The sequence below is a fragment of the Psychrobacter sp. SZ93C1 genome (genome assembly GCF_015864635.1).
GTDB classification, from domain to species: domain Bacteria; phylum Pseudomonadota; class Gammaproteobacteria; order Pseudomonadales; family Moraxellaceae; genus Psychrobacter; species Psychrobacter fozii.
On sequence record NZ_JADYWY010000009.1, the window covers coordinates 77,187 to 101,639 of the forward strand.

A 24,453-nucleotide genomic window follows, 5' to 3' on the forward strand; every position below is an offset into this window, starting at 1 on the left:
AACCATAACGGCACTTGATAAATATGGATTCAATCGATATCAATAAAACAGCAACTGATAGCACCTTACCCCACAAGCAGCCGTCAGTAGAATCTTATCTACGTCATGGGCGTACCACTGCGATAGATGACCACAGCGACCTACAAGTCTTAAAGCGCATCAAACGCTATTTATTACCTAAAAACTTTGTCATCTCACAAGACCTATTAGATGAGATCATCGCAGGCTACGACATTGGCGACCCTCTAGCAGATGCATTGGCTAATAATGGTATCCGTTTTGCGAAGCCATTACAGCAACTAATCATCGACGAAAAAGTAGATAATGACCTCACACAAAACGCCTCATTCAATGCGTTAACAGCGCAGTTTGGTAGCCATCCTGATTGGTTCGATCCCAAGCTGGCGCAAATTGGTGCGGTCGCCTATCGCCGTTATCCACTCATGCTCATTTGGCTATTGCGTAATGTCGCATTGATGGCAGGCTATAGCATCCCTGCTCTGTCTTTACCACTGATTCAGACTGGCGCATTGATGCACGATGCCCTACCTCGCCTGATGCGCACCTATGCCTACATACTGGCTGTCTCTGAACATCCTCAGCCGAGCATGAGCAATGACCAAAAACCTATTGATCAAGTATTAGCTATTGGCTCTGAAGGCTGGCGACAGTCTATCAAGGTGCGTCAAATTCATACCTTAGTACGGCAAAACCTGCTGAAAGGCAAAGGCAATGCAGCCACTGGCGTCATAGCAGAAGTAGATCAGCACCGTAATTCTGATGGCAGTTGGAATACTGACTATTGGGGTATTCCCATCAATCAAACCGACATGATTGCCACGCATTTACAGTTCTCATTATTGATTATGCGCGGGCTGCGACTGTTGGGTGCGCGTATCAGCACCGAAGAAGCAGAAGGGATTTTGCATTTATGGAATCTGGCCAGCTACTGGATGGGCGTTGACTTAGATCGCTTGCCAAAAGATGAAGCCGCGTGCTGGAAGTGGCTCTATACCTACCTCTCCATCCAACAGCTTGATTTTAAGATGGGACAGCCACTGGCAAAAGCGCTACATGACTTACCACGCCAGCTCATGGGTGAAGACAATAGACGTGGACGCTTCGTTGAAATGGTCAATGCCAGCGTGACACGTACGTTGGTGGGTGACGACATTGGTGATGGATTAGATTTACCAAAATCTAAGATACGTTTTGGCGTCTTGTCTTCAGTACCGATTCTTTTTGCACTCGATACAGCACGCCAGCACAATCAAACTATTGCTGAAAAACTAGAAGCCTTCCGATTCAAACGCCAAGATAATATGAATTGGTGGCTAAAGAAAAATGATGACTACTATAAGTAAATAATCATAATATATAGTCAAAGAAATCTAAAATGGGTACAAGGCAGCCGACTGCAGATTGTACAAATAGTACATCTAAGCAGGGTAACGCCGTAGCGGTTTAGCAGTTCGCTGACTATAGTCAGTTCAATATAATTTGGATACAAGGAAGGCGAGTGAAAGTACAGCTAGTAGGCTAAGTGAGACTAACACCGTAGCCAATTTATAGAAGGTTGACTATAACCGCGTGTCTTGTATACGGTAATACCATTCAAGCTGTCGATCAAAGCCCGTCTCTAATAAGCTAGCAATCACTCGACCTGTCAGACCCCATACCGTCTCACCATCCACTTGCCAGCTGGGCGTGAGAATGGTCGCCTTTTCATCTTGCATTGTATACTCCACTGCGTACTCCACAGTAGGCTGAGTAACTAACGACTCAAAATCTGCCCAAAAAATACGTGAGATTTCTCCAGGTTCTGGTACCAATATCAGATCGGGCGCAATGAGCGCAACGATAGGCCTGACACTCATGCCACTTTTAGAGGTCTGAATAGGCAGTTGACCGAGCAGCTGGACTTTATTAGGCGGTAGCGCCGTCTCTTCACACGCTTCACGTAAGGCAGTGATCACATTATTGCCGTCGCCCCTTTCATGCTTACCACCTGCACAAGACACCTCGCCCGCATGACTGTTCATGTGTGCAGCCCGAAGCGTCAGTAGCAACTTAGGGTGACGCTCATGAGTAATGGCTACCAATACTGAGGCATCCGCAATCGGTGTTTGATACAAACTTTCTAAGAGACGAGCACTGAGAGAACCCTGATAAGAGTCAGGCATTATTGAACCAGTAACGGTATTTAAAGTTTCACGTTGCACCCGCTCAGCCAGCTTTCTGAGCGTGGGATAACGAATAAAGGTTGGCACAGCGACTGAAAATTCATCCAAACTCACAGACTGTGGGGGAAGTAACATTATAATTGCCCTATATTTTTATCAGTATTCATAATTATCACAATAAGGTTATCTCTTTTACGATATTAGCGCAGTATACCCTATCACTGCACATGCTTTATGTGACCGCGACTCCTTATCTAGTGCACTCGCAAGTACAGAGTAAGCGTATCAAAATAAATCAGCTCTAAACGGGCTGTTTTTACGAGCACTGCTCGTACGACAAAATTTGTGGTATCTTAGACTGAAGCATGCCTACTATAGGCAAGTCTAAACAGTTTAAATAAAAGACAGCCGAATGCTAGAAGTGGTGAACGCGATGATCTAGCCAATGTAAAACAGTTTGGCTATAAATGGTCTGGTCATAAACGGCTTGGCCATACATGAAAACAAGATGGGCTATCAGCCTACAATAAGAATGATAATTCTTAAAATAATGACATCTTTTTCTTATCTATTTTTTATTCCTACTATCATTATACAAGGCAGTTGATATGAGCTATTGTCTCCAATGCGGTCATAAAGCAGAACGAAAGATACCACCCACAGATAATATACCGCGCTTGGTATGCCCAAACTGCAACTATATTCATTACGAGAACCCAAAGGTTATTTGTGGTTCACTTGTCGTACATAAAAACCGAGTATTGCTATGTCGCCGTGCCATTGAGCCTCAATACGGCTTATGGACTTTACCGGCAGGTTTTATGGAAAATGGGGAGACCATGGCAGAGGGTGCTGCACGTGAAAGCTATGAAGAGGCTGAAGCGGTCGTTATCAATCCACACTTATATTGCCTATATGACATTCCAGATATCGGGCAAATATACTCTATTTATTTAGCTGACCTCAAAGACGGTGCTTATGGGATTGGCTCTGAAAGCCTTGACTCTGCTTTGTTTGCCGAAGAAGATATTCCATGGGATAAACTGGCCTTTGAAGCGATACGTCGTACTCTAAAAAGCTATTTTGAAGACCGCAAGCAGTTCGATGATCATGCTGACTTCCCTATACATCAAGATCATATCGGCAAAGATCAAAGTATCAAACGTTTTTAAACGTCGGCTCAACAACCAATCTATCTGTTAAAAAAACCGCTATCTCGAATAGAAATAGCGGCTTTTTATTGCCTAACACTTTAATCGCCTTGCAAAACTTATCATGTCTTCCAAAACCTTTGCATGTACCACAAACTATAAAAGATGACGGCATAATGAATAATTAAGGTAGCAATTCCCACCACTGCCATCACTTTATGCATACCACTATTATGAATGTCTACCCATGTGATATTGATGTCCATACTTGTTATAAGTACATTAATATTTAGTACAAACATAACCACTGATACAGCTGTAATCATCAGCACAGAGAGAACGGCAATACGACCACATTCAGCCTTATCCAACCCTCGATGTTGACGCTTACGAAATAAAATCGTCACTGCCATATTTAGCACAGCAATGATAGCAACGGTTAAAAGCACACCGCCCACTATAAAGTTGAGTTGATTTAAGACATACGTCAACAGCACATAGCTCAGTGCATAAAAAACAGCATACCCTAACAAGCTTTTATAAGAGTTAGTGTACTCAGTCACTTCTATGATGGGTTTATTTGCCAAGTCGATTCCTATTAATTAACTGCTAATACAAAATTTCTCCATCTTAAATTATTTGCAGACAAAATAAAAGCAGACAATAATTTAGTATTGTCTGCTTATTTAATGATCACTATAAAATCTGGCTTTTATTTAAAGATTTCTTATATAAAAAGCGATATTAGCTCTTTATTTTACAAACGTTAAAGCCAAGATTTTTAACAGCCTCTTCTTTATCATAAGGCGCTAATACTGCACGTACATGCTCCTGGCCTTGCAGATATTGCTTGGCAACGCGCTGTAAATCAGCAACCGTCACTGCCAATATTGACGCACGCATTTTACGCTGCCAATCGACACCGCGATGATGTAAGTCAGCAAAGCATGCTTTGACAGCTTCGCCAGCTGGAGAGCCTGGCTTATCCATACCTGAAATAATACCCAAGATGGCTTCTTCTAACTGCTCATCTGTTTGTGGTTCATTCAATAACCATTCGATACTGGCATCAAAATGAGCAAAGGTCTCAGCGCATTGTGGATCACGGTAGCTAAAGAACTTAAACGCACACGCATTGGCATCATAACCAGCACCACCACCATAAGCACCACCGCGCTCACGAATGGCGCTGTGTAGATAGCCGTTGCGTAAGTAAGGTGCTAATACCATTAGTGCAGCGGTATCAGGATGATCGGCAGCAGGTACAGTGTAAGCACTGGCATTATGATAGACGTTGGTTGGTACTAGCCAAGCCAAATCCTCAACATCGAGCACGTCGTTTTTAACATCGTCGCCACTCTCTAACGCTTTAACCGTATCAGTCACACCATTCAGCGCTGTATCAAGTTGCAAATCTGCAAACTCGCTCGGGATACTGTCTTCAATGCTATTCTCAGAATTGCGAAGCTGTTCGGCAATCTTTGGCGCTTGGCTGTCTTTCCAACTATCGACAATCAAGCTGCTTAAGCGTTCGCTTTGCTCAGCTTCACAGATGATAACGGCGTGCTTAGGCAAGCTGATCAAACGTTGATGTAAATCCATCAAGCTAGTGGCCAATTTATCCCACTGTGCATCATCTGTACTGGCATGCGTTAAGAAGTCCTTTAACGCATTCAATGCTGGCAGACCGCTGCGCACATATTCTAGCTGTGCTTGACGACTCATACCGCGACTGGCGGTTTGCATGGCGTAAGAGTGACCAGACCCTGCTAGGTTTGACTGCCAACCTGCTTGACGCTGCTGCAAGATTTCTTTGATACGGTCATGCTCAGAAAAGATACTGTGTTCCATGACTTCTTTGAGCAAATCAATTGCTTCAGGCTTACGGTTAAGCGCACGCGTTGCCACAACGAAATAACTGCTAATCGCTTGGCTATCATCGACATTGGTACGTTGGCTGATACGAGCCGTTACCCCTGATGAATGCGCCGCTTGCTTGGCTTGCATTTCATGGGCGCTGAGCGTGTCCGTACCTAACTCTGACAATAGGCTTAAATAGATAGGCAGCAATGGATGATTAATCACGTCATTGACTGGCAGTTCATCTGCGTTTGCATTACCAATCGCATCGGTCAACGGGATGATCACTTGATAGTAATAGATACCGTTAGTACCCGCTTCATATTCAAATAAAGTACTGTCTTGCCCGCTTAAACGCACCTGCTTTTGCGTGCCTTGTTTAAAGCTAATATCCGTTGGTACATCTTCTAAACCAACTTTTGGCAATAAGCTTAAATCATCAGGTGCCGCTTGGCGTGCTGCTAAATCTAAGGCTTGTTGCTTCAAAACAGCTTTATCATCAGCAGTCAAATCCATCGCGATAGTATCTAGACGCGTCTGCTCAGCGGCAGCAAGACGGGCTGTCTTTTCACTATCAGGTGTCAGGGTAACGCGGACACGATGCTGATTGTCTAACAGATGGGTTTTGATTAAATTCGGTAGCCATTGCGCATCTTTTACTTGCTCGCGCAGCCACTGCAAATGTTCGTCAACTTCCCAGACATCGATAGGATTACCATCATGAATGGCGGTACTAAACCCTTCTAGCATTAAGTTCAGACCATAAGGAATGCTATCGCCGCCGATATGACGCTGATCAATCTCGATCTGGTGCAAAATAGTTTCGATGGTTTCGTCATCGACTGGCGAGCTGGCAACTTCTGTGAGCAAATCAAGAATACCCTGTTCTACCGCTTCGGCATGTTCAGGGTTTGAACCGCGTAGACCCGTATAAAAGACCATCTCGTAATGACTGTCATCAAGTCCCAATAGCGGACTTGGCGCTTTACCCAGTGGATGGCTGTCAAGATAGGCACGCAGCGGCGAGCCAGCATGCTCAACCAATACGCCTTCTAATAGACGTAATGCCAAACGCTGCTTGGGATCAGTAATCGATGGTAATAACCACGCCACGACATGATGGGTTTGATCAGGGCCTGCTTCGTCAGCCGTATAAGTATCTACTGCGCTAACTGGCGCAGACAAACGCTGCTCTGGACGCGATACGTGCTTTTTGCCCGCTTCAAATTGAGTCAAGGCATCGTCATGAATTTTGGCTTGCGTTTCAGCGACCGGAATATTACCAAAGCTCATAATCACACTGTTTGATGGGTGATAATGGCTCTGATGAAACTCAACCAGTTCAGTATGCGTCAAATCAGGAATATCCGCAGGATCGCCGCCTGAATTATAGTGATACGTCGTCGTTGGGAACAAATGATGAGCGACCGTATGATACAACTGGTCAATCTCACCGCTCATTGCGCCCTTCATCTCGTTAAAGACGATACCTTTAAACTGTGGCTTGTCATTTTCATCTAACTCAACACGAATGCCCTCTTGAGCAAAGTCGAGCGGATGAATATTAGGGAAAAACGAGGCATCAAGATAGACAGCAAGCAAGTTAAAATAGTCGTTTTTGTTTTGCGTTGCATATGGATAAGCCGTCCAATCAGCGGCGGTCATCGCATTCATAAAGGTATTGAGCGAACGTTTAATCATTGAGAAAAACGGATCACGGACAGGAAACTTTTCAGAGCCACATAGCGCCACGTGCTCTAACACATGGGCTTCCCCTTTTGAATCCATCGGCTGTGTGCGAAAGCCAACCAAAAAGGCATTTTCGTCACTTGGATGCGCCAAGTGATAATGCATGGCGCCTGTTTTGACGTGTTGGCTTATCAATACGTCCATCGAGAGCGCATCAATATGGCGATGCTCTAGCAGCTCAAATGCAGGATGCAAAGTTAGATCAGCAGTAAATAACGTGTTGGTCATAATTTTCCTTATGGATTGCCCTATTTTATTTAGAATAATATGCTATTTATGACCAAATCTAGCCAGTAGCGATAAATAAAATCAGGGTAAACAATAGATAACTAGTGAATGTCATACTTATCGTAGGGTCGTTTTTATATGCTATTCATATAAAATATTGTGAGTATTATTGTGATTAACCTATGAGTAATATTCAAATTTAATGGCAGGTATCAATACATCATTTTAAATGACAGCGATACGCCTGTATAAATTAAAAAGAATTTGCCTAACGGAAGTAGATGGGGTTTGCGCTGTCATAAGTCAAGCCATCCATCTGGCAATAATACAGTCAATTTTCTATAGACTAGTGCCAGCATTAACCTTCCTTAGAGTATTCCGTACAAATCGGCACTCGGTTGGCTTAGCTCTCTTTTCTATTAAAGCCTTTTTGCCTCAAACCTTTTTGCCTCAGATTTTTATGGTTAAAACCTTTGTGGTCAAAATCATACAGCAGCACTCAATCATTACCACAATTAAATAATGGATTTAACCCTTAACAAAGCCAGTCGCCACTGTTACTATGAAGTTAACTATTAATAGGAACATCTAATGAGCTACCAACATGTTTTATTGGTGACAGACTTATTATCCGATGCTGATAAGGTTGCCCTAAAAGCCAAACGCATCCTTGCAGGCTCTCCTGACGCCAAACTGACAGTCTTGCATATCGTTGAGGATGATATGGTACGCTTTGGGTATGAGTTAGTGCCTGCCTCTAGTCTATCAGGGGATGTCGATGGCGAACACTGGCAAGAAGCTCGAGCAAATCTAGCACAGTTCTTGGAGCGCAATGAGCTGAACGCAGTCGACGCTGAGGTAACTGCCGCCATATCCAATAGCAAAGGCATCGTCAATTACTGCCAAGAAAAGGCCGTCGATTTACTCATTATCGGACGCCACGAGCGACGTGGTATTGCCGCTTGGTTAGTCGGAGCGACTGCAGACAGCATACTACCAAACGTGCCTTGCGATAGCCTAGTAGTAAAGCTTGATCAGCCTGTAGCACAGTAATCAATTATTCAGAAAAAGATAGCCAACGCTTACTTAACAGCAGCCATGGGTAGTGCTATAGTAAAGACTACCTGCTACGAGGAACATCTCATGAGTTATCAACATATATTACTGGTTACCGACTTATTATCTGATGCTGACGTGGTCGCTCAAAAGGCCAAACGTATCGTTGATAATCGTCCTGGCTCTAAGTTATCGGTATTACATATTGTCAAAGATACGATGGTTGGTTTTGGCTATGAGCTGGTGCCCGCCTCAAGCTTATACGATGAGATTGATGATGAACGCTGCCAAGAAGCCCGCGCTAAACTGGCAGAATTTTTGGAACGCAACCAGTTAAATGCCGTCAATTCTGAGGTAACCACTGCTATCTCAAACAGCGAAGGTATCGTCAATTACTGCCATAAACACGATGTGGATTTATTGGTCATTGGTCGTCACGAACGCCATGGCATTGTCGCTTGGTTAAGCGGCGCTACAGCAGATAACATCCTACCGAACGTGCCTTGTGATAGCTTGGTGGTCAGACTGGATAAGCCTGTCACAAAATAGCTTATATGACAAAGCTCAAGTGACGAGAACTAAGTTAGATAACTTGTATCAAAATAGCCTTTAATAAAGCGTTTCATAGCACATGTTATGGAACGCTTTTTATTGTCTGTTTTCAACCTTTCAATCGTTCCCTTGCAGTCGTTACTCTGATGTCAAAATATCAATAAACGTCTGCCAAATGGGGCTTTGATGGCGAGCTTTATGCCAGACTAGCCACCATGTCCGCGATAGATCGATTCCTGCCACAGTCACTTGTACTAGTGTACCTGCTGCTAGCTCTGTCTCAATCACATGCTGCGATAGACAGCCAAGGCCAATATCGGCACTGACCATATTTTTGATAGCTTCTGATTGTTGAATCGCCATAATCACCTCCGCATCGGGTAAATGCTTTAGCAACTGCTCATCGATGATCTGCCGCGTACCTGAGCCTGCCTCTCGCACCAATAGTGGCAATCGTGCCAGTTGTTCGATACTAAGCTCGTAACAGTTATCCGCATCATTATAGGCCGCGATATTTGGTAACCACTGACTGTCACGCTTGGCAAAGATCATTAACGTGTCCGTTCGCCATGCTCGCTGCTCAATGGCCTTCATATCTGTCGGGCGCGGCATCCCTTCTACTAGGGCAATATCAATGTTGAGTTGCTCAACTTCAGCGACCACCTCTTGGGTATTGGCAATATAAGTGTTCACACTCGCATCTGGCAGTGCTTTATATAACTTAGCCAGTAGCGGTGGCAGTACATAGTTACCTATGGTGGTACTCGCGCCAATATGAATTTGCCCTGCTTGGTGCTTATGATAATGCTCAAGCGTCAATGACTGTCCCAATATCGCTTGCGCTTGCACATAAATGGGATGGGCATTGGGATGCTGATTGAGCCGACGTCCAACGCGCTCAAACAACGGCATTTGCAATCTGGATTCAAGCTCAGTCAGCGCGCTACTAACGGCTGACTGTGATAAATGCAGCTCTTCACCGGCACGACTGGTACTGCCTGTCTGATAAATACTCACAAATACCGCCAATTGCTTTAGCGTAATCTTCGGTAGCGTCTGCATCGCTTTTTTCATTAGTTCATGACGCCTTATATCAGTTTTTAGCCTGTTTTATTCGCTATACCTATCTTGTTTCAATCTCAATATTTTTACTATCAATCTTGAATCATCAGCATTAACCTAAAAAATCGATAGTTTGTATCTTATTAATCTGTTTTTATTATAAATCAGCTTATCTTATACTGTCCATTCATAAGCTTATGCTTATTTCGATTAATGACAATAGGACAACCTGTCATGAATGCCTTAACCAAAACAGTGACCAACTATTTCCCAAGCAATCGGCACTTAGCAGGATTGGTCGTGGTGCTGGTCGGTAGCTTATTTTGTTTATGGCTCAATACTGGTCTAGACACTTGGTCGAACGGGCGCATCGTCGGATTATCCTCTTTAACATTAGCGATTTTGCTCGGTATGCTGTTGGGCAATACGGTATACCCTAATTTCGCCGAGCAGCTAAATGCTGGTGTATGCTTTGCCAAAGGTCAAATATTGCGCTTAGCCATTATGTTTTATGGGTTTAAGCTGACGATGACGCAAGTGGCTAGCGTGGGTATGCCCGCGATTATGACCGATGCACTGGTACTGACATCGACCTTTCTATTGACCTATTGGCTGGGTACGAGATGGCTAAAAGTCGATAAAAAAACGACTTTATTGATTGGTTCAGGCGCGAGCATTTGCGGAGCAGCCGCAGTCATTGCTGCAGAGCCAGTGGTCAAAGCAGAAGCGCATAAAGTCACTATCGCTGTGGCAACTGTCGTCGTCTTCGGCACTATTGCGATGCTGCTCTATCCATTTTTGTATCATCTTGGCTGGTTACAGCCTTGGCTAAATGCTCAGCAATATGGCATCTATACTGGCTCGACCATACACGAAGTCGCACAAGTTGTGGTCGCAGGTAACGCGATCAATCCTGAAGTTGGCAATACAGCCGTCGTGACCAAAATGATACGCGTCATGATGCTCGCCCCTTTTCTACTGATTTTATCCTTTGCTTTGACCGAGGGTGACAATGACAGTCATGGCGAGACATTGTCGTTTGTAGACCGCATTAAACAAGTCAATGTGCCATGGTTCGCCTTTATTTTTATTCTTATCGTTGTATTGCACACATGGGTGCCGATGTCTGACAGCTTTGAGCGAAGTATGGTCAAGTTTGATGATGTATTGCTGACGATGGCGATGTTTGCACTAGGATTGACGACTCATCTGAGCGCGATTAAGCAAGCTGGCGTTAAGCCACTCCTCTTGGGTGCTATTATGTTTGCATGGTTAATCATTGGCGGTGGTCTGATTAATATTGGTATTAGCTCTATCTGATAGATTCATTTCTTTAGCGCTACGCTAGCCTTCAGCTCTAATAACCCGTCATCCATAAAAACAAGAATGCCTACAACTATCGAAATAGTACGTAGGCATTTTTGATTCTATATTTTGATGTCAAAGCTATTTGATATTTAATGGCTCATATCAAATGACAAATGACAGACATAAAAAAACGAACCCGAAGGTTCGCTTTTTTTACATCTGTTCATCTATCTGTCTATAAAGACAAATTAGATAGCAACGATGTTATGTGCTTGTGGGCCTTTTTGACCTTGAGTTACAGTGAACTCAACTTCTTGGCCTTCAGCTAAAGTTTTGAAGCCTGAACCAGTGATTTCGCTGTAATGAGCAAAAACGTCTGCGCCAGTTTCTGGAGCGATAAAACCAAAGCCTTTAGCTTCGTTGAACCACTTAACTGTACCTTTTTGAGTATCTGACATATTGATAATCCTACTTTTTAATTTATTAATGGCCTAGTGACCGGTAACGCTTGCAAATAGCTACTGAACGATAAATATTAAAACGAAGGATTATAACTAATACTACGAGGTAATGATTTGGTGCAGAACTGCTCTTAAGCTTGGGCGTATTATAAGGGGAACATCCTGATTTCGCAAGTCTTATCTGAGATTTCGTGTAACTGGAGGCCTTTTTTCGCTGTTTTTTGACCTATTTTCACTGTTTTTTAGGCATTTGGTAATCGGAACAAATACACCGCTACCCCACTACAGACCACCGCTACCGCCCATGCCATCCACATCATATCGGCAGGCAAACGATAAAATAACATAGATGTCGATATTGCCATCATTATCGTGGCCAGCCACTTGGCATAGTAAGGCACTGCATGATTATTTTCCCAATCACGGACAAACTTCCCAAAAAACTTATGGTTGATCAGCCAAAAATGAAAACGTCGGGAGCTACGCGCCCAGCACCCTGCCGCCAGCAATATAAATGGCGCGGTGGGCATCACTGGTAGTAACGCACCCACTATTCCCAATACAAAAAACAGCCAGCCTAACGTCAAAAAAAGCCAACGTACGGTAGGGCTCTTCGATTGATTGGTCTTGGGACGGTGATAAAACGTTTTTTTTGATTGAGTCATAGAAGTCATGTTTTTAGACAATACGGCGATAAAGGCAAGCAGCTACTGATTTATAAGATAGCTACCTATATAGGTAAGTAAGCATGCAATACCACCGAAAGCGATACAAGACTATTTTTGCGAGGTTTTTGCTATAAATAGGTAGGTTTGGTTAATGATGGGTAAGTTGACTCATAAATTTCGATTATTTTTTGAGTATAGAAACTGCTCTGCTACTAAGTTGTAGATGGTTTTATATTTCACATGTTAATATAAATAGTTGACTAATTTTTACACTCACACATGTATTTTTGCACTTATATTTTGTGGAATATTTAAAATTCCATCCCATTTGGACACTGACTATGCATAATATAAAATCCAAATTTATGACTCTATTCATATTAAGCGCTCTTAGCCCATTAATAGTTAGTTGCATGAATATTGACAAGCAAGTCAAAGACCCTATTCTTGACTCAATTACCTCTATGGAAGATAAGCCACCTAGTTGGTCTGCGCTTACTATTACTCACTTTCCTACTGTGATACCCAGAGACTGTGGTGATGGTCAAGCCAAATTATATGACGAATGTGCAGACCAAGTTAATATTTTAGAATCTGCTATATCGACAGCCAATGAAGAAAATAAAAATGTGTTAATCGTATACGGTGGTGAATGGTGTATATGGTGCCATGTTTTAGATAATTACTTTAAAGGAAAATTTAGAACTTTTGATTATGAATGGCGCGATAATTATGGTGACATTCAAACGTGGTCAATGCGTGAACACGTATCTTCAGATGAAATCAATGATGCAAAACGCTTAAATGAATACGTTGCTAATAATTTCGTGATAGCACATATCGATAACTCCTATGCCAATGGCAATGAAGCGATTGAGATGACAGGATTTGATCCTGAGAATATTTATTACTACCCATTCATTGTTGCCCTGAATAGCAAAGGTAAGTATGTAGGTAATATGGAGCCGACTAGTGCTATAAAAGGATTCGAGATCAGAGAAAGTGGTGGTGAAGAGTTTAGAGGCTATGAGCGCAGCATACTGCTAGAACAGTTAAAGTTATTGAAGTCTAAAGCTTCTTAAAAAATAAACTTGCTATATCTTTATGTCTAAAAAACCGCTCACCTTATAGGGTCAGCGGTTTTTATTTAGCTGTCATCGAATAATCAGATTATTGCTGCACGATATAGTCGATTCAATTTAAAAGTAGTGCAAGGCAACCGAGTGTAGACGTATATTAAATACTTCAAGCAAGGTTAACGCAGTCCTACTTTTATAATGGAGTCACTATGCCTAGCTGCTTGGCTTCTTTGAGCCACATTGGGAACTCTTCTAGCATGTTTTCATACAAGGCTTCTTCGCTAATGTCGTCCAAATCATCTAGTTCAAAAAAGTCGCAATTATCAATCACGCGCCCTGCCATGTCGTCTAGTTTTTTTAGGATGCCATAACCACGACCACCCAAGCCCACAAACTGCCAGAATATCGGCAGTTTCGCGGCTTCCGTCATGACTCTGGTGATACCACGATTGTCATTCACTCCGCCATCACTGATGAATAGCACGTAGATAGGCACATCCAAGCCGTCCTTTTGATAAAACTCCGTCACGGCTTTCATGACTTCTGCTTCGTTATTAATGCGCGGGCCAAGTGCCCATTTGCGCCAGCCGCCATGAGCGTTGTCAATGAAACCGTCATAGTTGCTCAGCCCAATCTCGCCCAAATACTGCGGATCTCGGGCAAACGCCCAGCAGTCTAGCGCTTGGTCGTCATCGAAGCTCACTGCCAATGGCAATATGCGGTTGACCACCTCTTGTACGCGGCCTTTTTTGTACTGCCTGTTCATTGAGCCTGAGGCATCTAGCACCAACGCGACCTTTGCGGTTAATTGCTGCAACTGGCGTTTCTCAAGCGAAATCGTGGCTTTTTTGGCCAAATTGACCAGTTTTGGGGCCTTGTTTAGCATGACCTTCTCTAGCGATGGCTTTGCTTGAACTGGCGTGGCGGTCACATTTTCTGCTGTCGAGCTACCCTCTTCTACATCGCCACCGAAATGCTGCACGATGGCGGCAAGCCCACCATTAAAGCCTTGCGCGACATTAGATACTCGCCAAACGCCACTCTTACGATACAGCTGCATGAGCATACTGGCTTGCTGCTGAGCAAAGTCTGCTGCTTGATACTCTGCCTGCGCCTTTTGTGATTGCTGCCAAATACCAATCTCTAACGATTGAATTTGATTCAGCGGCGTGTCGGCTGATAACACAAAAAACAAGCTGTCTATATCCGCAGCCAGTTTAGATAAATTCACTTCAAACTCAGCTTGGATGCCCTTACTCGCCGTTGGCTGTGACTCGTAATGGGTGAGCTTGATTTGCCCGCATGGTGAGGTTGGCTGATTATAAAACACCATGTAATCATCATTGATCAGTTTGCCCGCTGCGTCTAAGGCAAAGCAGCTGATGTCCATCTCTATAGGGCTTTGGCGGGTGAATTTGAGCGTGATGGGTACGGTATCGTCAATAGCAAGATTGCTTAAAGGCGCGCGTTGTCCGACGGTGAGGTTCATGAAACTATCCCAATCTTATTTAATGTTGTGTATTTCGTTTAACAGCAACGATAATTTGCCATGTGAGTATGCCGAACCATATAAAAAACAGTAAGCTAATAAACTGAATACCATTCTTACTTTCAAGAGCTTTGCTGAACAAGGGAACATTAGCGGCACAGGCATTTAAAAATTTCGATAGGGATACAAACCAGTCTTGTGTTACGCAGTATCTTAGTAATGCAACATACCATTCTACAGGCTTCTCACCAAAAATATCTGTGTGCACCTTCAATATATAGGTGTAAAAACCTATTGAAAATAAGAATATTACTATAGGCCTAATATAACTTTCGCCAAATCTAGATATAAAGTAGTTAATATTTAAAACCAGATATTTAAAGTTAAAATTATTACCTACATACCTAAATATAATTATTGGCATTCTCAATAAAAAAAATATAGATTCAAATAGAATAAGAGTAGAAGTTAAAACACCAATAAAAAATACAACAAAAATCGAATTATCAAAATCAACGATACAATCTATTTTTTCATCAATACAACTTATTATTTTTTTGTTGTATTCTATTATTTTCACATATACTATCTTACTGTGAACCATACTCTTAACTTCTTCTCTATAGGAACTCATCTCATGTATAAAAAACCTATTAGACTCAATTTTATTATTAACTTTTTCAAATGAGTTTTTTATTATTCTTAAAGTCTCTCTATCTGTATAATTTACATTTACTTTGGCATTCAAAAAATTAGGCTCTTGCTTCAGGTTTACCCCTGAAAAATTTAGACCTGACTTAAAATCCGTATCCCTAAAATTAGAGAAATCATTAAAAGTTACATAGATAAAATCGGCTCTATTATCTATGGAATCATCACCGAAAACTACATATTCAAATGTAGCGAACTCCTCAAAAACAACCTTATAAAATCTAGTATTTATAAAACAACTTTTATATACATCAAAAACACCATGTACATTAGATTTACTAAAATTTAAATTATCAACATTAACATTTTTTAACTCAAACTCCTTGCTAAAATTACTATTTTCGATACTTATCTCTTTTATACGTAAAGAGTTTTCTAATCTCAATACATTATGTTTTATTATAATTTTTTCCAAATCCAAGCCATTCATAGTAAAATTAGAATTAAAAACACAGTTCTCTATTATAACATTTTCTATACATCTTATATGTTCTTCACATGGAAAGCCATCTTCCACATATAATTCTGAATTTGAAAAGAAAGGGAAATTAAATTCTGCATTCTCTAATTTTAATTCTTTTTTAAAAACACAATCTAGAAATAATCCTTTAGATATTTCTATCCTGTCTATAACCTCCAATCCAACAGCTACATTTTTTTCGAAAGTGCATTCAAAAAATATAAAATTATTATAGTATTTTCTTATATTAGAAACTATAATATCTTTCCGTAAATAAAAATCTTTTATGAAAACACAATTATTAAATGTAGATATTTCCATATATTCATCTACACTAAAATTTATAGCACAACCATTCCAGTTCACAGCATACATATTTTTTATTATATATTTAATATTTTTACTTATTTCATAATCATGTGGAAAATTTATTCCGTCTATATTTAACTCAATCCCTTCAGTAAGTAATAAAATATCATAATTAAAATCTAAACTATGGCTTTTCAATTTATTTAATAAAATTATTTCATTGCTATCAAATTTATCTCTTTTATACTTACTAAAAGACTCCTCTAAAGAATTACAAATAGTTCTTACAAAAAGAGACTCAAACTTTCCATTTTTGCAATTATCAGTAGAGCAGCTCATGAATAACAACCTTTCGAAAAACCAATGTTTATAAGCTATAAGGACAAATAATACCACACAATTATCTATCCAATTATTAAGAAACCAATCATTAGACCAAAAAAACACCCCTATTACAGAGGCATTTTTATCTATAAAACTTCTAAGACATCAACCTACAAAGCCTTTAACTGCACCGTCATCGCGGTCAACTGCCCTTCTAGCTCAGCCAGTTTAGCCTAACAGCCATACCACAGCGACCAAAGTAAATAGCAGCATACCGATATTGGCATGGAAAAAAGTCGGAATCACACTGTCTTTAATATGGTCATGCTGTCCATCAGCATTTAGACCAGCAGTCGCACCAAGCGTGATAGTAGACGCAGGCGAACCAGCATCGCCCAATGCCGCAGACGCACCAAGCATAGCCAGTGTCGCTAATGGAGAAAAACCAAGCGCCACGCATAATGGAATATAAATCGGCGCCAAAATCGGTACAGAGGCAAATGAATCACCAAAACCGATAGTGATAAACAACCCCACGATCAGCATCATCGCCGCACCGAACAGCTTATTATCACCTAAAATCTGAGTCGCAGAAGCCACTAATGGGTCGATGTCACCTGTGGCCGTTAATACCGCTCCGAAACTGGAGGCGATAGTAATAATCACAGCGATTTCAGCCATCAATCGAACGCCTTGAGTAAAGACATCATCCTGAGCCCGCCAGCGATAAATACCAGAAAAGCCAAGAATCATAAACCCTATCATTGCGCCAATAAACAAAGAATCAAAATACATTTGGAACAGCAATACCACTATCACTGCCAATGCGGTAAATAGCAAAGGCTGTAACCCTATTTCTATTTTTTCTTGATCGGCAGATTCTGGCATTTCTTGTTTTTGTGATTCGATATAAGCGCGTGGCTTACGATACGTGATAAACACAGCGACCAACATACCAGCCAAAATACCCATCACTGGAAAAAACATCGCTTTAGGCGCCATGCTCGCGGTGGCAACAAACCCAGATGCCGCACCCACCGTATTAAAGTTTTCTAATAAAATTTCATTGAGATAAATCGCACCAAAGCCAAACGGTAACAGCAGATAAGACGCACTGATACCACAAGCCAAAATACAAGCGATGGCACGACGGTCAATTTGCAGGCGATTCATCAATCCAAGTAATGGCGGGATCAGTACGGGAATAAAAGCAATATGTACTGGAATCAAGTTTTGTGAGAGCAATGAGGCGACAATGAACAGTATAAACAGCATCCATTTAACCTGTTTGCGTACATGAGCACCTTCACGATTTAGGCTGCGAGCCATTTTCTGCGCGACCCAATCAAGAACACCACTCCTCGACAGCGCAACGGCAAATGCACCGACCATGATATAGGTCATACCTACCTGCGCACCACTGAGTAAGTTGTCATTCAATACTTGCAAGATGTCTGGAAACGCCATTTGCGCATGCATACCACCTAGCAAAGCCGCTGAGACTAATGAGACCGCAACAGGAATCTTGATAAGACAAAATACAACCATGAGTACAATGGCCAATACCACAGCATTGATCGGAATAGACAACAATGACAACAATCCATAAATAGCTGCTAAAGCAACCAATACAGGTAACGCTCGACTAAGAAAAAACGTATCATCTCGATAAGCAGCTAACATAATATCCCTCAAAATAATGTTTCAAATAAATCAAATGGGTAAAGCAAACTCAAAAATAAAAAAAACAGCATGCAATATACACCCCTTAACGCTGAGGAGTCATTCCTATTTGGCTACTAACGTATTACTACTCTTTAACAGTGTACGTTTGGACGACGCTATCGTCAGCGAACTACTAAACCGCTACGGTGTTACCCTCCCTAGAGGTACTATATGTACAATCTGCGGTCGGCTGCCTTGTAGCTGTTTTAGATTTCTTTGACTATATCTTACGTACATCAGGTAGCCATCTTACTGAACGTCATCCTGACAATAAAAAACGCCATCACAGTTGTGACGGCGTTTTTTATTCATACAGCTGTTGTTGTAGTAATTACAGGTTCTTTAACTCTTCCATCTGTGCTGTCATGGCGGTTAACTGTCCTTCTAGCTCAGCCAGTTTCGCTTTCTCTGCTTCTACCACTTCCACAGGTGCTTTACTGACAAAGCCTTCATTACCGAGCTTACGCGCGATGCCTTCGGATTGACCTTTCAACTTATCATACGACTTGCCTAAACGAGCCAGCTCAGCCGTTGGATCAATCAGCCCTTTCATCGGTACGAGTACACGTAACTGACCGACCATACTTGATGATGATAATGGTACTTCATCGCCTTCTTTTAGAATGGTTAAGCTGTCTACCTTGGCAAGCGCTTTAAACTGGTTCGCAATACGTGATAGGCGCTCGTCTTCTGCTAGCGAGATATTTTGTAGCAATACTGGCAGACGTACCGCATTGCCCAGTTTCATCTCACCACGAATATTACGGACGCTAGCGATTAGCTCTTGTAGCCATGCCATATCCGCCTCAACCTGCTCACTGATTTGTGCCTTATCCGTTTTTGGATAGTCAGCGACCACGATGCTGTCGGTGTTTTTACGACCCAGTAGCGGTGCGACCGTCTGCCAGATTTGCTCGGTCAGATACGGCATGATTGGATGGCTAAAGCGTAGCGCCGTCTCTAACACGTGCAGCAATACATAGCGGATTTGCGCTTTGCGTTCGTCAGACACCGAGTCATCATTTAGACTGGCTTTGGCAAGCTCAACATACCAATCACAGTACTCATTCCAGATAAACTCATAGATATCTTGGCTGACCATATCGAGACGATACTGAGCGAAATGCTGATGGATATCGGCAATGGTAGAGTTCAGACGACTCATGATCCATTTTTCTGGTAATTCCCAAACGTCAGGGTTTGCCGCTTGATCGATAGGCTTGGCATGGCCTTCACTATCAACACAGTTCATAAGTACAAAACGGCTGGCGTTCCAGATTTTATTACAGAAGTTACGATAGCCCTCGACACGCTTTAGATCAAAGTTAATATCGCGACCGGTACTGGCTAAGGATGTGAAGGTAAAGCGCAGTGCATCCGTACCAAAGGCTGGGATGCCTTCTGGGAACTCTTTACGCGTTTGCTTTTCAATTTTGGCCGCATCTTTTGGATTCATCATATTGCTGGTGCGTTTTTCTACCAACGCTTCTAGATCAATACCATCGATTAGGTCAATCGGATCTAAGACGTTACCTTTAGATTTTGACATTTTTTGACCATTGCCATCACGTACCAGACCATGCACATAAACGGTCTTAAATGGTACTTGCGGCGTGCCATCTTCGTTTTTCACGAAGTGCATGGTCATCATGATCATGCGGGCCACCCAAAAGAAGATAATGTCAAAACCTGTCACCAATACGCTGGTCGGGTGAAAGGTATCCATCACGCGTGGATCGGCGTTGACGTCTGCCCAATCAAGCGTACTGAACGTCCATAGACCAGAGCTGAACCACGTATCGAGCACGTCATTATCTTGGCGCAATACAATATCGTCACTGAGACTGTACTTGCTACGCACTTCCGCTTCGTCACGGGCGACATAGATTTCACCCGTCGCATCGTCATACCATGCAGGGATACGATGTCCCCACCAAAGCTGACGGCTGATGCACCAATCTTGCAGATCAGTCATCCACGACATATACATGTTTTTGTACTGCGCAGGGACGAACTCGATGCTGCCGTCTTCTACCGCGTCAATCGCAGGCTTGGCCAGCTCTTTAACAGCGACATACCACTGATCGGTCAACCACGGCTCAACGATCGTACCGCCACGCTCAGCACGCGGAGCTTTGAGTGCGTAGTCTTCGATGTCTTCTAGCCAGCCTTGCTCGCCTGCTTGCTCAACGAGGAACTTACGAGCGGCAAAACGCTCAAGCCCTGCGTACTCGCTTGGCGTGGTTTCTAGCTCTGGCTCACGCGTTTGCAGATCAGGATAGACTTCCATCGATGCTAAGATATTGGCACGCTCATCGAGGATATTAATCAATGGCAAGCTATGACGACGGCCCAATTCATAATCGTTAAAATCATGCGCTGGGGTGATTTTGACACAGCCCGTACCGAAGTCTTTTTCGACATAATCATCAGCGACGATAGGCACGACGCGACCCGTGATTGGCAAGGTAATGGTTTTGCCGACCAAGTGTGCATAACGCTCATCGCTAGGATTAACTGCGACAGCCGTATCACCAAGCAATGTCTCAGGACGCGTGGTGGCTACGACCAGATAGTTTTTACCATCTTGGGTCGTTAAATCTTTATCCGTGAAATGATAGCGGAAATGCCACAAACTGCCTTTTTCGTCATGATTTTCCACTTCTAAATCAGATAATGCCGTTTGGAACTTAGGATCCCAGTTCACCAAACGCTTACCACGATAGATAAGGCCATCGTCGAACAGACGAACGAACACTTCTTTTACCGCATTAGACAGACCATCATCCATGGTAAAGCGCTCACGCGACCAGTCAACCGAGCTGCCCAAACGGCGAATCTGGCTGGTGATATTGCCGCCCGACTCTTCTTTCCATTCCCACACTTTATCGATGAAGTCTTCACGCGTCATATCACGGCGCTTGATACCTTGCGCCTCCAAACGACGCTCAACAACCATTTGGGTCGCGATACCTGCATGATCCGTACCTGGTTGCCACAGTGTGTTATCGCCATCCATGCGGTGATAACGGGTGAGCGCATCCATGATTGCATTGTTAAAACCATGTCCCATGTGCAGCGAGCCAGTGACGTTCGGCGGTGGTAGTGCGATAGAAAATGACTCTTCTTTGTCAAAAGTCGGCTGAAAATAGCCGCTTTCTTCCCAGCCCTGATACATGCCTGCTTCGACTTCCGCAGGGTTATAGGCGTTTTCAAGTTGGCTTAAGGCCGCTTGGATAGAGGCGGTTAGGTTGTGGTTACTCATAATGGCATTATCTTTTATTGATTGAATGTGATCAAAGTTAATTGAATTAAAGCGAATATAAAAATTAGAAAAATAATGAATAGAGTGATTTTAACGCAGATAGGCATATTTTGTTAGATGGTAAGGCAATTTATAAAGCCTGAAGGCAGTTTTTGAGCAAATTATTAAACAATTAACAACACCAATCGGCTCAATGCTAAACATAATTAGCGATCGTCGTACGATAGAATATAGCTTCTGTCTCAATATAGTTTCTGTCTCTACGTTCGATACTTCTTATATAGCAAAACTATTATCTCTTAACCAGTGAGTTTACCGTGTCCCAAGATATTGATAGTCATACTGAACATCAAAAAGCCTTACAGACCTCATCTACAGATTATGAGCACTTGGCTGATGACAGTCATAAAGAAGAATTTCAAAGAAGCCAGAAAGAAGACCATCAAGAAAACAGTCAAAAAGAATCTCAAGAAAGCAGTCCCAATGGCAAAGCTAATGACAATAATAATGAGAACACCGATGAGACAAACGTCACTGAAGACCTAAAAGATAATGATCTGCCAGAAGAAATCAGTGACGAAGACAAAGAAACCATCAAAAAAGTCGCCAATGATGACAATTTGAGTCATGCAAAAAGCTATGCCAGTATCCTAGTTGAGCAAGTCATGGACGCTAAAGAAACCTTTGAGCGCTCGCTTGGCTCACTTTTTACTAGTGCTTTTACCGCTGGGCTTGAGATTGGTATTAGCTTCTTTATGATTTTATCGGCTTTTGCGTTCCTCAGCAGAGTACTACCCAGTGAATACGCCCTCGTACTAGCCTCGTTACTTTACCCCATCGGCTTTATTATCGTTGTCATTGGTCAGTCGCTATTGTTTACCGAACAAACCTCCCTCTTGAGTCTACCAGTACTCAACGGTATTGAACCGTTAACTAAGTTGCTACGTCTATGGGGCATTGTCATCGCTGGTAACGTCGTTGGTGGTTGTTTATTTGCTGCGTTAATGATTGGCCTCGGTTTGAACATGCAGTTGTTCAGCGTCAGCGACATTGACGCGTATGCCGAGCATGTCTTAGGATTTGAATGGTGGGTGATATTTGGTAGCGCCGTACTGGCAGGTTGGATGATGGGCGTGACGGCATGGCTGGTGACCTCGGCACGCGATACCCTTAGCCGCATTGTCTTAGTTACCATCATTACGGGCAGTATCGGATTTTTGGGTTTACATCACAGTATCGTAGGTAATATTGAGGTGTTTTCTGCCTTACTATATGGCAATACCGTCAGCCTATGGCGCTATTTAGTCTTCTTGGCAGTGGTACTGGTGGGCAATACGGTCGGTGGCGTGGTGTTTGTCGCAGTACTGAAAAACCGCACGTTCTTGTTTGAAATTGAAAAAGTAAAAGAGCAGACAGCCAATGCTAAAGAAAGAGCAGATGTACGTCATCGTTAAGCTCTGTACTTAACCCTGTCTTGCGCTATATTCTACAGACTCTATGTAATGAGATATGGTGGCCATAAATGCAAAAACCCCATAACAAGCTTTGAAACATCAAGCCGGTTATGGGGTTCAATCAATAAAGACCTAGTCCCAATTTATAGAGCTGTTAATTAAAAAGCGACTGAGTAATTTATAATCTTCAGATTAAAGTCTACGTGCTGCCATCACACTACTGTCTATCTCCGTTTGCTTCGCCTTATTGTGTTGCGCACTGAATACTCTCACCATAATACCTGCGGTTAAGAACATGATTAGCGTATAAATAGCTGGGGTCAGCGACATTTTGTAATTGGCCAATAGTGTCAATGCCATAAACATCGAAAGCGTACTGTTCTGTAGGCCGACTTCCATGGTAATCGATCTTCTTTGTGCTGGATTCAGACCAAACCATTTACTGGTGTAATAACCAAGCGCCATCGTTGACACGTTCAATATCAATGATACAGGGCCAGTGGCTATCAAGGCTTCTACAATGATGTCTTTTTGCACATAGCTTAAGAATAGCACCAAAAAGCTCAGGAATATCACGCCAAAACGAGAAACCATGACCTGTGTTTTATCTGCAACCGTGGGCGCATAGCGTTTGATCAACATACCAACGCTCACAGGTAAGATAGTTAGAGCAATCAAGCTGACCATGGTTTTGACCACTGGCAACTGAAACTCACTACCCGCGCCCATGAAGTACACGAGCGAAAAACTGAGGACGATAGGAATGGTAAACACGGTAATGACGCTTGCAATAGCGGTCATGGTGACCGACAGTGCGACGTCACCTTTGGCCAGATAAGTGAATAAGTTTGAGGTGGTGCCGCCAGGACAAAGCACCAGTAACATAACCCCAACGGCATATTCAGGTTCTAGGGACATCGAGGTTGCCAAAGCAAAACCAACCAACGGTAAGAAGATCAGCTGATTGGTTAGGCCTATTGCGACTGCTTTGGGGTATTTGACGACTCTTTTAAAGTCATTGGTAACTAAGGACAGACCCATCCCCATCATGATCAAAAAGATACCAATGGGAATGACTTTTGAATTTACAAACGTGACTAACTCCACACCTTCCATAACTACATCCTTGTAGATAGAGCCTTTACATAGGCAGTTTTATGACAACTTTGTGATGCTTAATCAGCCAATCCTGCTGAGATTTTGGGTAAAAGCCATCGACGTCATCAATGTTTTGTATGACAACACTACTTGACAGCATTCCATGCCATCTTTCACATACATTCAGTAATCGTAATAAAGCGGTAACATAAAGTATATCGTTGTAAAGGCAGTTTTATCTATTTTATTCAACTACTCACC

General features: G+C 42.5%; 18 protein-coding genes. 7 read left to right on the forward strand and 11 right to left on the reverse strand.

Annotated features, from left to right (window positions below; all coding sequences use genetic code 11):
- Positions 1–23 precede the first annotated feature (23 nt).
- Positions 24–1,364, forward strand: a complete 1,341-nt coding sequence (locus I6E83_RS11880) for an oxygenase MpaB family protein (protein WP_197102187.1) — start codon at positions 24–26, stop codon at positions 1,362–1,364.
- Between the two features lie 216 nt (positions 1,365–1,580).
- Here the strand turns inward: I6E83_RS11880 and I6E83_RS11885 are convergent, their stop codons facing one another.
- Complete coding sequence (locus tag I6E83_RS11885; protein WP_197102189.1) at positions 1,581–2,318, reverse strand: NUDIX hydrolase; 738 nt, start codon at positions 2,316–2,318, stop codon at positions 1,581–1,583.
- Positions 2,319–2,791: 473 nt separating this feature from the next.
- On the opposite strand from I6E83_RS11885, the gene I6E83_RS11890 reads away from it, so the two are divergent.
- Positions 2,792–3,355, forward strand: a complete 564-nt coding sequence (locus I6E83_RS11890) for an NUDIX hydrolase (RefSeq protein WP_197102191.1) — start codon at positions 2,792–2,794, stop codon at positions 3,353–3,355.
- A 101-nt stretch (positions 3,356–3,456) separates the two neighbouring features.
- On the opposite strand, the gene I6E83_RS11895 is transcribed toward I6E83_RS11890, so the two are convergent.
- On the reverse strand, positions 3,457–3,921 hold the full coding sequence (locus I6E83_RS11895) for a hypothetical protein (protein ID WP_197102193.1): 465 nt from the start codon (positions 3,919–3,921) through the stop codon (positions 3,457–3,459).
- A gap of 157 nt (positions 3,922–4,078) precedes the next feature.
- Entirely contained in the window at positions 4,079–7,171 is a 3,093-nt protein-coding gene (locus tag I6E83_RS11900) for an insulinase family protein (RefSeq protein WP_197102194.1), read from the reverse strand.
- Between the two features lie 591 nt (positions 7,172–7,762).
- Here I6E83_RS11900 and I6E83_RS11905 point away from each other — a divergent pair.
- Positions 7,763–8,224, forward strand: coding sequence for a universal stress protein (locus I6E83_RS11905; RefSeq protein WP_197102195.1), 462 nt, complete (start codon positions 7,763–7,765; stop codon positions 8,222–8,224).
- A gap of 90 nt (positions 8,225–8,314) precedes the next feature.
- Complete coding sequence (locus tag I6E83_RS11910) at positions 8,315–8,776, forward strand: universal stress protein (RefSeq protein WP_197102196.1); 462 nt, start codon at positions 8,315–8,317, stop codon at positions 8,774–8,776.
- 141 nt (positions 8,777–8,917) lie between these two features.
- On the opposite strand, the gene I6E83_RS11915 is transcribed toward I6E83_RS11910, so the two are convergent.
- On the reverse strand, positions 8,918–9,853 hold the full coding sequence (locus I6E83_RS11915) for a LysR substrate-binding domain-containing protein (RefSeq protein ID WP_197102197.1): 936 nt from the start codon (positions 9,851–9,853) through the stop codon (positions 8,918–8,920).
- 222 nt (positions 9,854–10,075) lie between these two features.
- Between I6E83_RS11915 and I6E83_RS11920 the strand changes: the two genes are divergently transcribed.
- Positions 10,076–11,161: a YeiH family protein gene (locus I6E83_RS11920; protein WP_197102198.1), complete on the forward strand. Its 1,086-nt coding sequence runs from the start codon at positions 10,076–10,078 to the stop codon at positions 11,159–11,161.
- Positions 11,162–11,397: 236 nt separating this feature from the next.
- On the opposite strand, the gene I6E83_RS11925 is transcribed toward I6E83_RS11920, so the two are convergent.
- Both I6E83_RS11925 and I6E83_RS11930 read right to left on the reverse strand, forming a co-directional pair.
- On the reverse strand, positions 11,398–11,607 hold the full coding sequence (locus I6E83_RS11925; RefSeq protein ID WP_010201661.1) for a cold-shock protein: 210 nt from the start codon (positions 11,605–11,607) through the stop codon (positions 11,398–11,400).
- Positions 11,608–11,852: 245 nt separating this feature from the next.
- Entirely contained in the window at positions 11,853–12,275 is a 423-nt protein-coding gene (locus I6E83_RS11930) for a YbaN family protein (protein WP_197102199.1), read from the reverse strand.
- Between the two features lie 416 nt (positions 12,276–12,691).
- Here I6E83_RS11930 and I6E83_RS11935 point away from each other — a divergent pair, with 416 nt between their 5' ends.
- Positions 12,692–13,360 carry a DUF255 domain-containing protein gene (locus I6E83_RS11935; protein ID WP_197102200.1) on the forward strand — a complete coding sequence of 223 codons (669 nt, stop codon included), beginning with the start codon at positions 12,692–12,694 and terminating at the stop codon, positions 13,358–13,360.
- 190 nt (positions 13,361–13,550) lie between these two features.
- On the opposite strand, the gene I6E83_RS11940 is transcribed toward I6E83_RS11935, so the two are convergent.
- From I6E83_RS11940 to I6E83_RS11955, 4 genes are all read right to left on the reverse strand, one after another.
- Positions 13,551–14,846, reverse strand: coding sequence for a VWA domain-containing protein (locus I6E83_RS11940; RefSeq protein WP_197102201.1), 1,296 nt, complete (start codon positions 14,844–14,846; stop codon positions 13,551–13,553).
- Positions 14,847–14,865: 19 nt separating this feature from the next.
- Positions 14,866–16,665 (reverse strand): hypothetical protein, encoded by a 1,800-nt coding sequence (locus tag I6E83_RS11945; RefSeq protein WP_197102202.1) that lies wholly within the window; start codon positions 16,663–16,665, stop codon positions 14,866–14,868.
- Positions 16,666–16,878: 213 nt separating this feature from the next.
- Positions 16,879–18,333 carry a Na+/H+ antiporter family protein gene (locus I6E83_RS11950; protein WP_197102204.1) on the reverse strand — a complete coding sequence of 485 codons (1,455 nt, stop codon included), beginning with the start codon at positions 18,331–18,333 and terminating at the stop codon, positions 16,879–16,881.
- Positions 18,334–18,706: 373 nt separating this feature from the next.
- Positions 18,707–21,640: a valine--tRNA ligase gene (locus I6E83_RS11955; RefSeq protein ID WP_197102214.1), complete on the reverse strand. Its 2,934-nt coding sequence runs from the start codon at positions 21,638–21,640 to the stop codon at positions 18,707–18,709.
- 317 nt (positions 21,641–21,957) lie between these two features.
- On the opposite strand from I6E83_RS11955, the gene I6E83_RS11960 reads away from it, so the two are divergent.
- The gene (locus tag I6E83_RS11960) at positions 21,958–23,094 is read left to right on the forward strand and encodes a formate/nitrite transporter family protein (protein WP_320158393.1); all 1,137 of its coding nucleotides are present in this window, start codon (positions 21,958–21,960) and stop codon (positions 23,092–23,094) included.
- Between the two features lie 192 nt (positions 23,095–23,286).
- Here the strand turns inward: I6E83_RS11960 and I6E83_RS11965 are convergent, their stop codons facing one another.
- Positions 23,287–24,210 carry a bile acid:sodium symporter family protein gene (locus I6E83_RS11965; protein ID WP_110924069.1) on the reverse strand — a complete coding sequence of 308 codons (924 nt, stop codon included), beginning with the start codon at positions 24,208–24,210 and terminating at the stop codon, positions 23,287–23,289.
- Positions 24,211–24,453 lie beyond the last annotated feature (243 nt).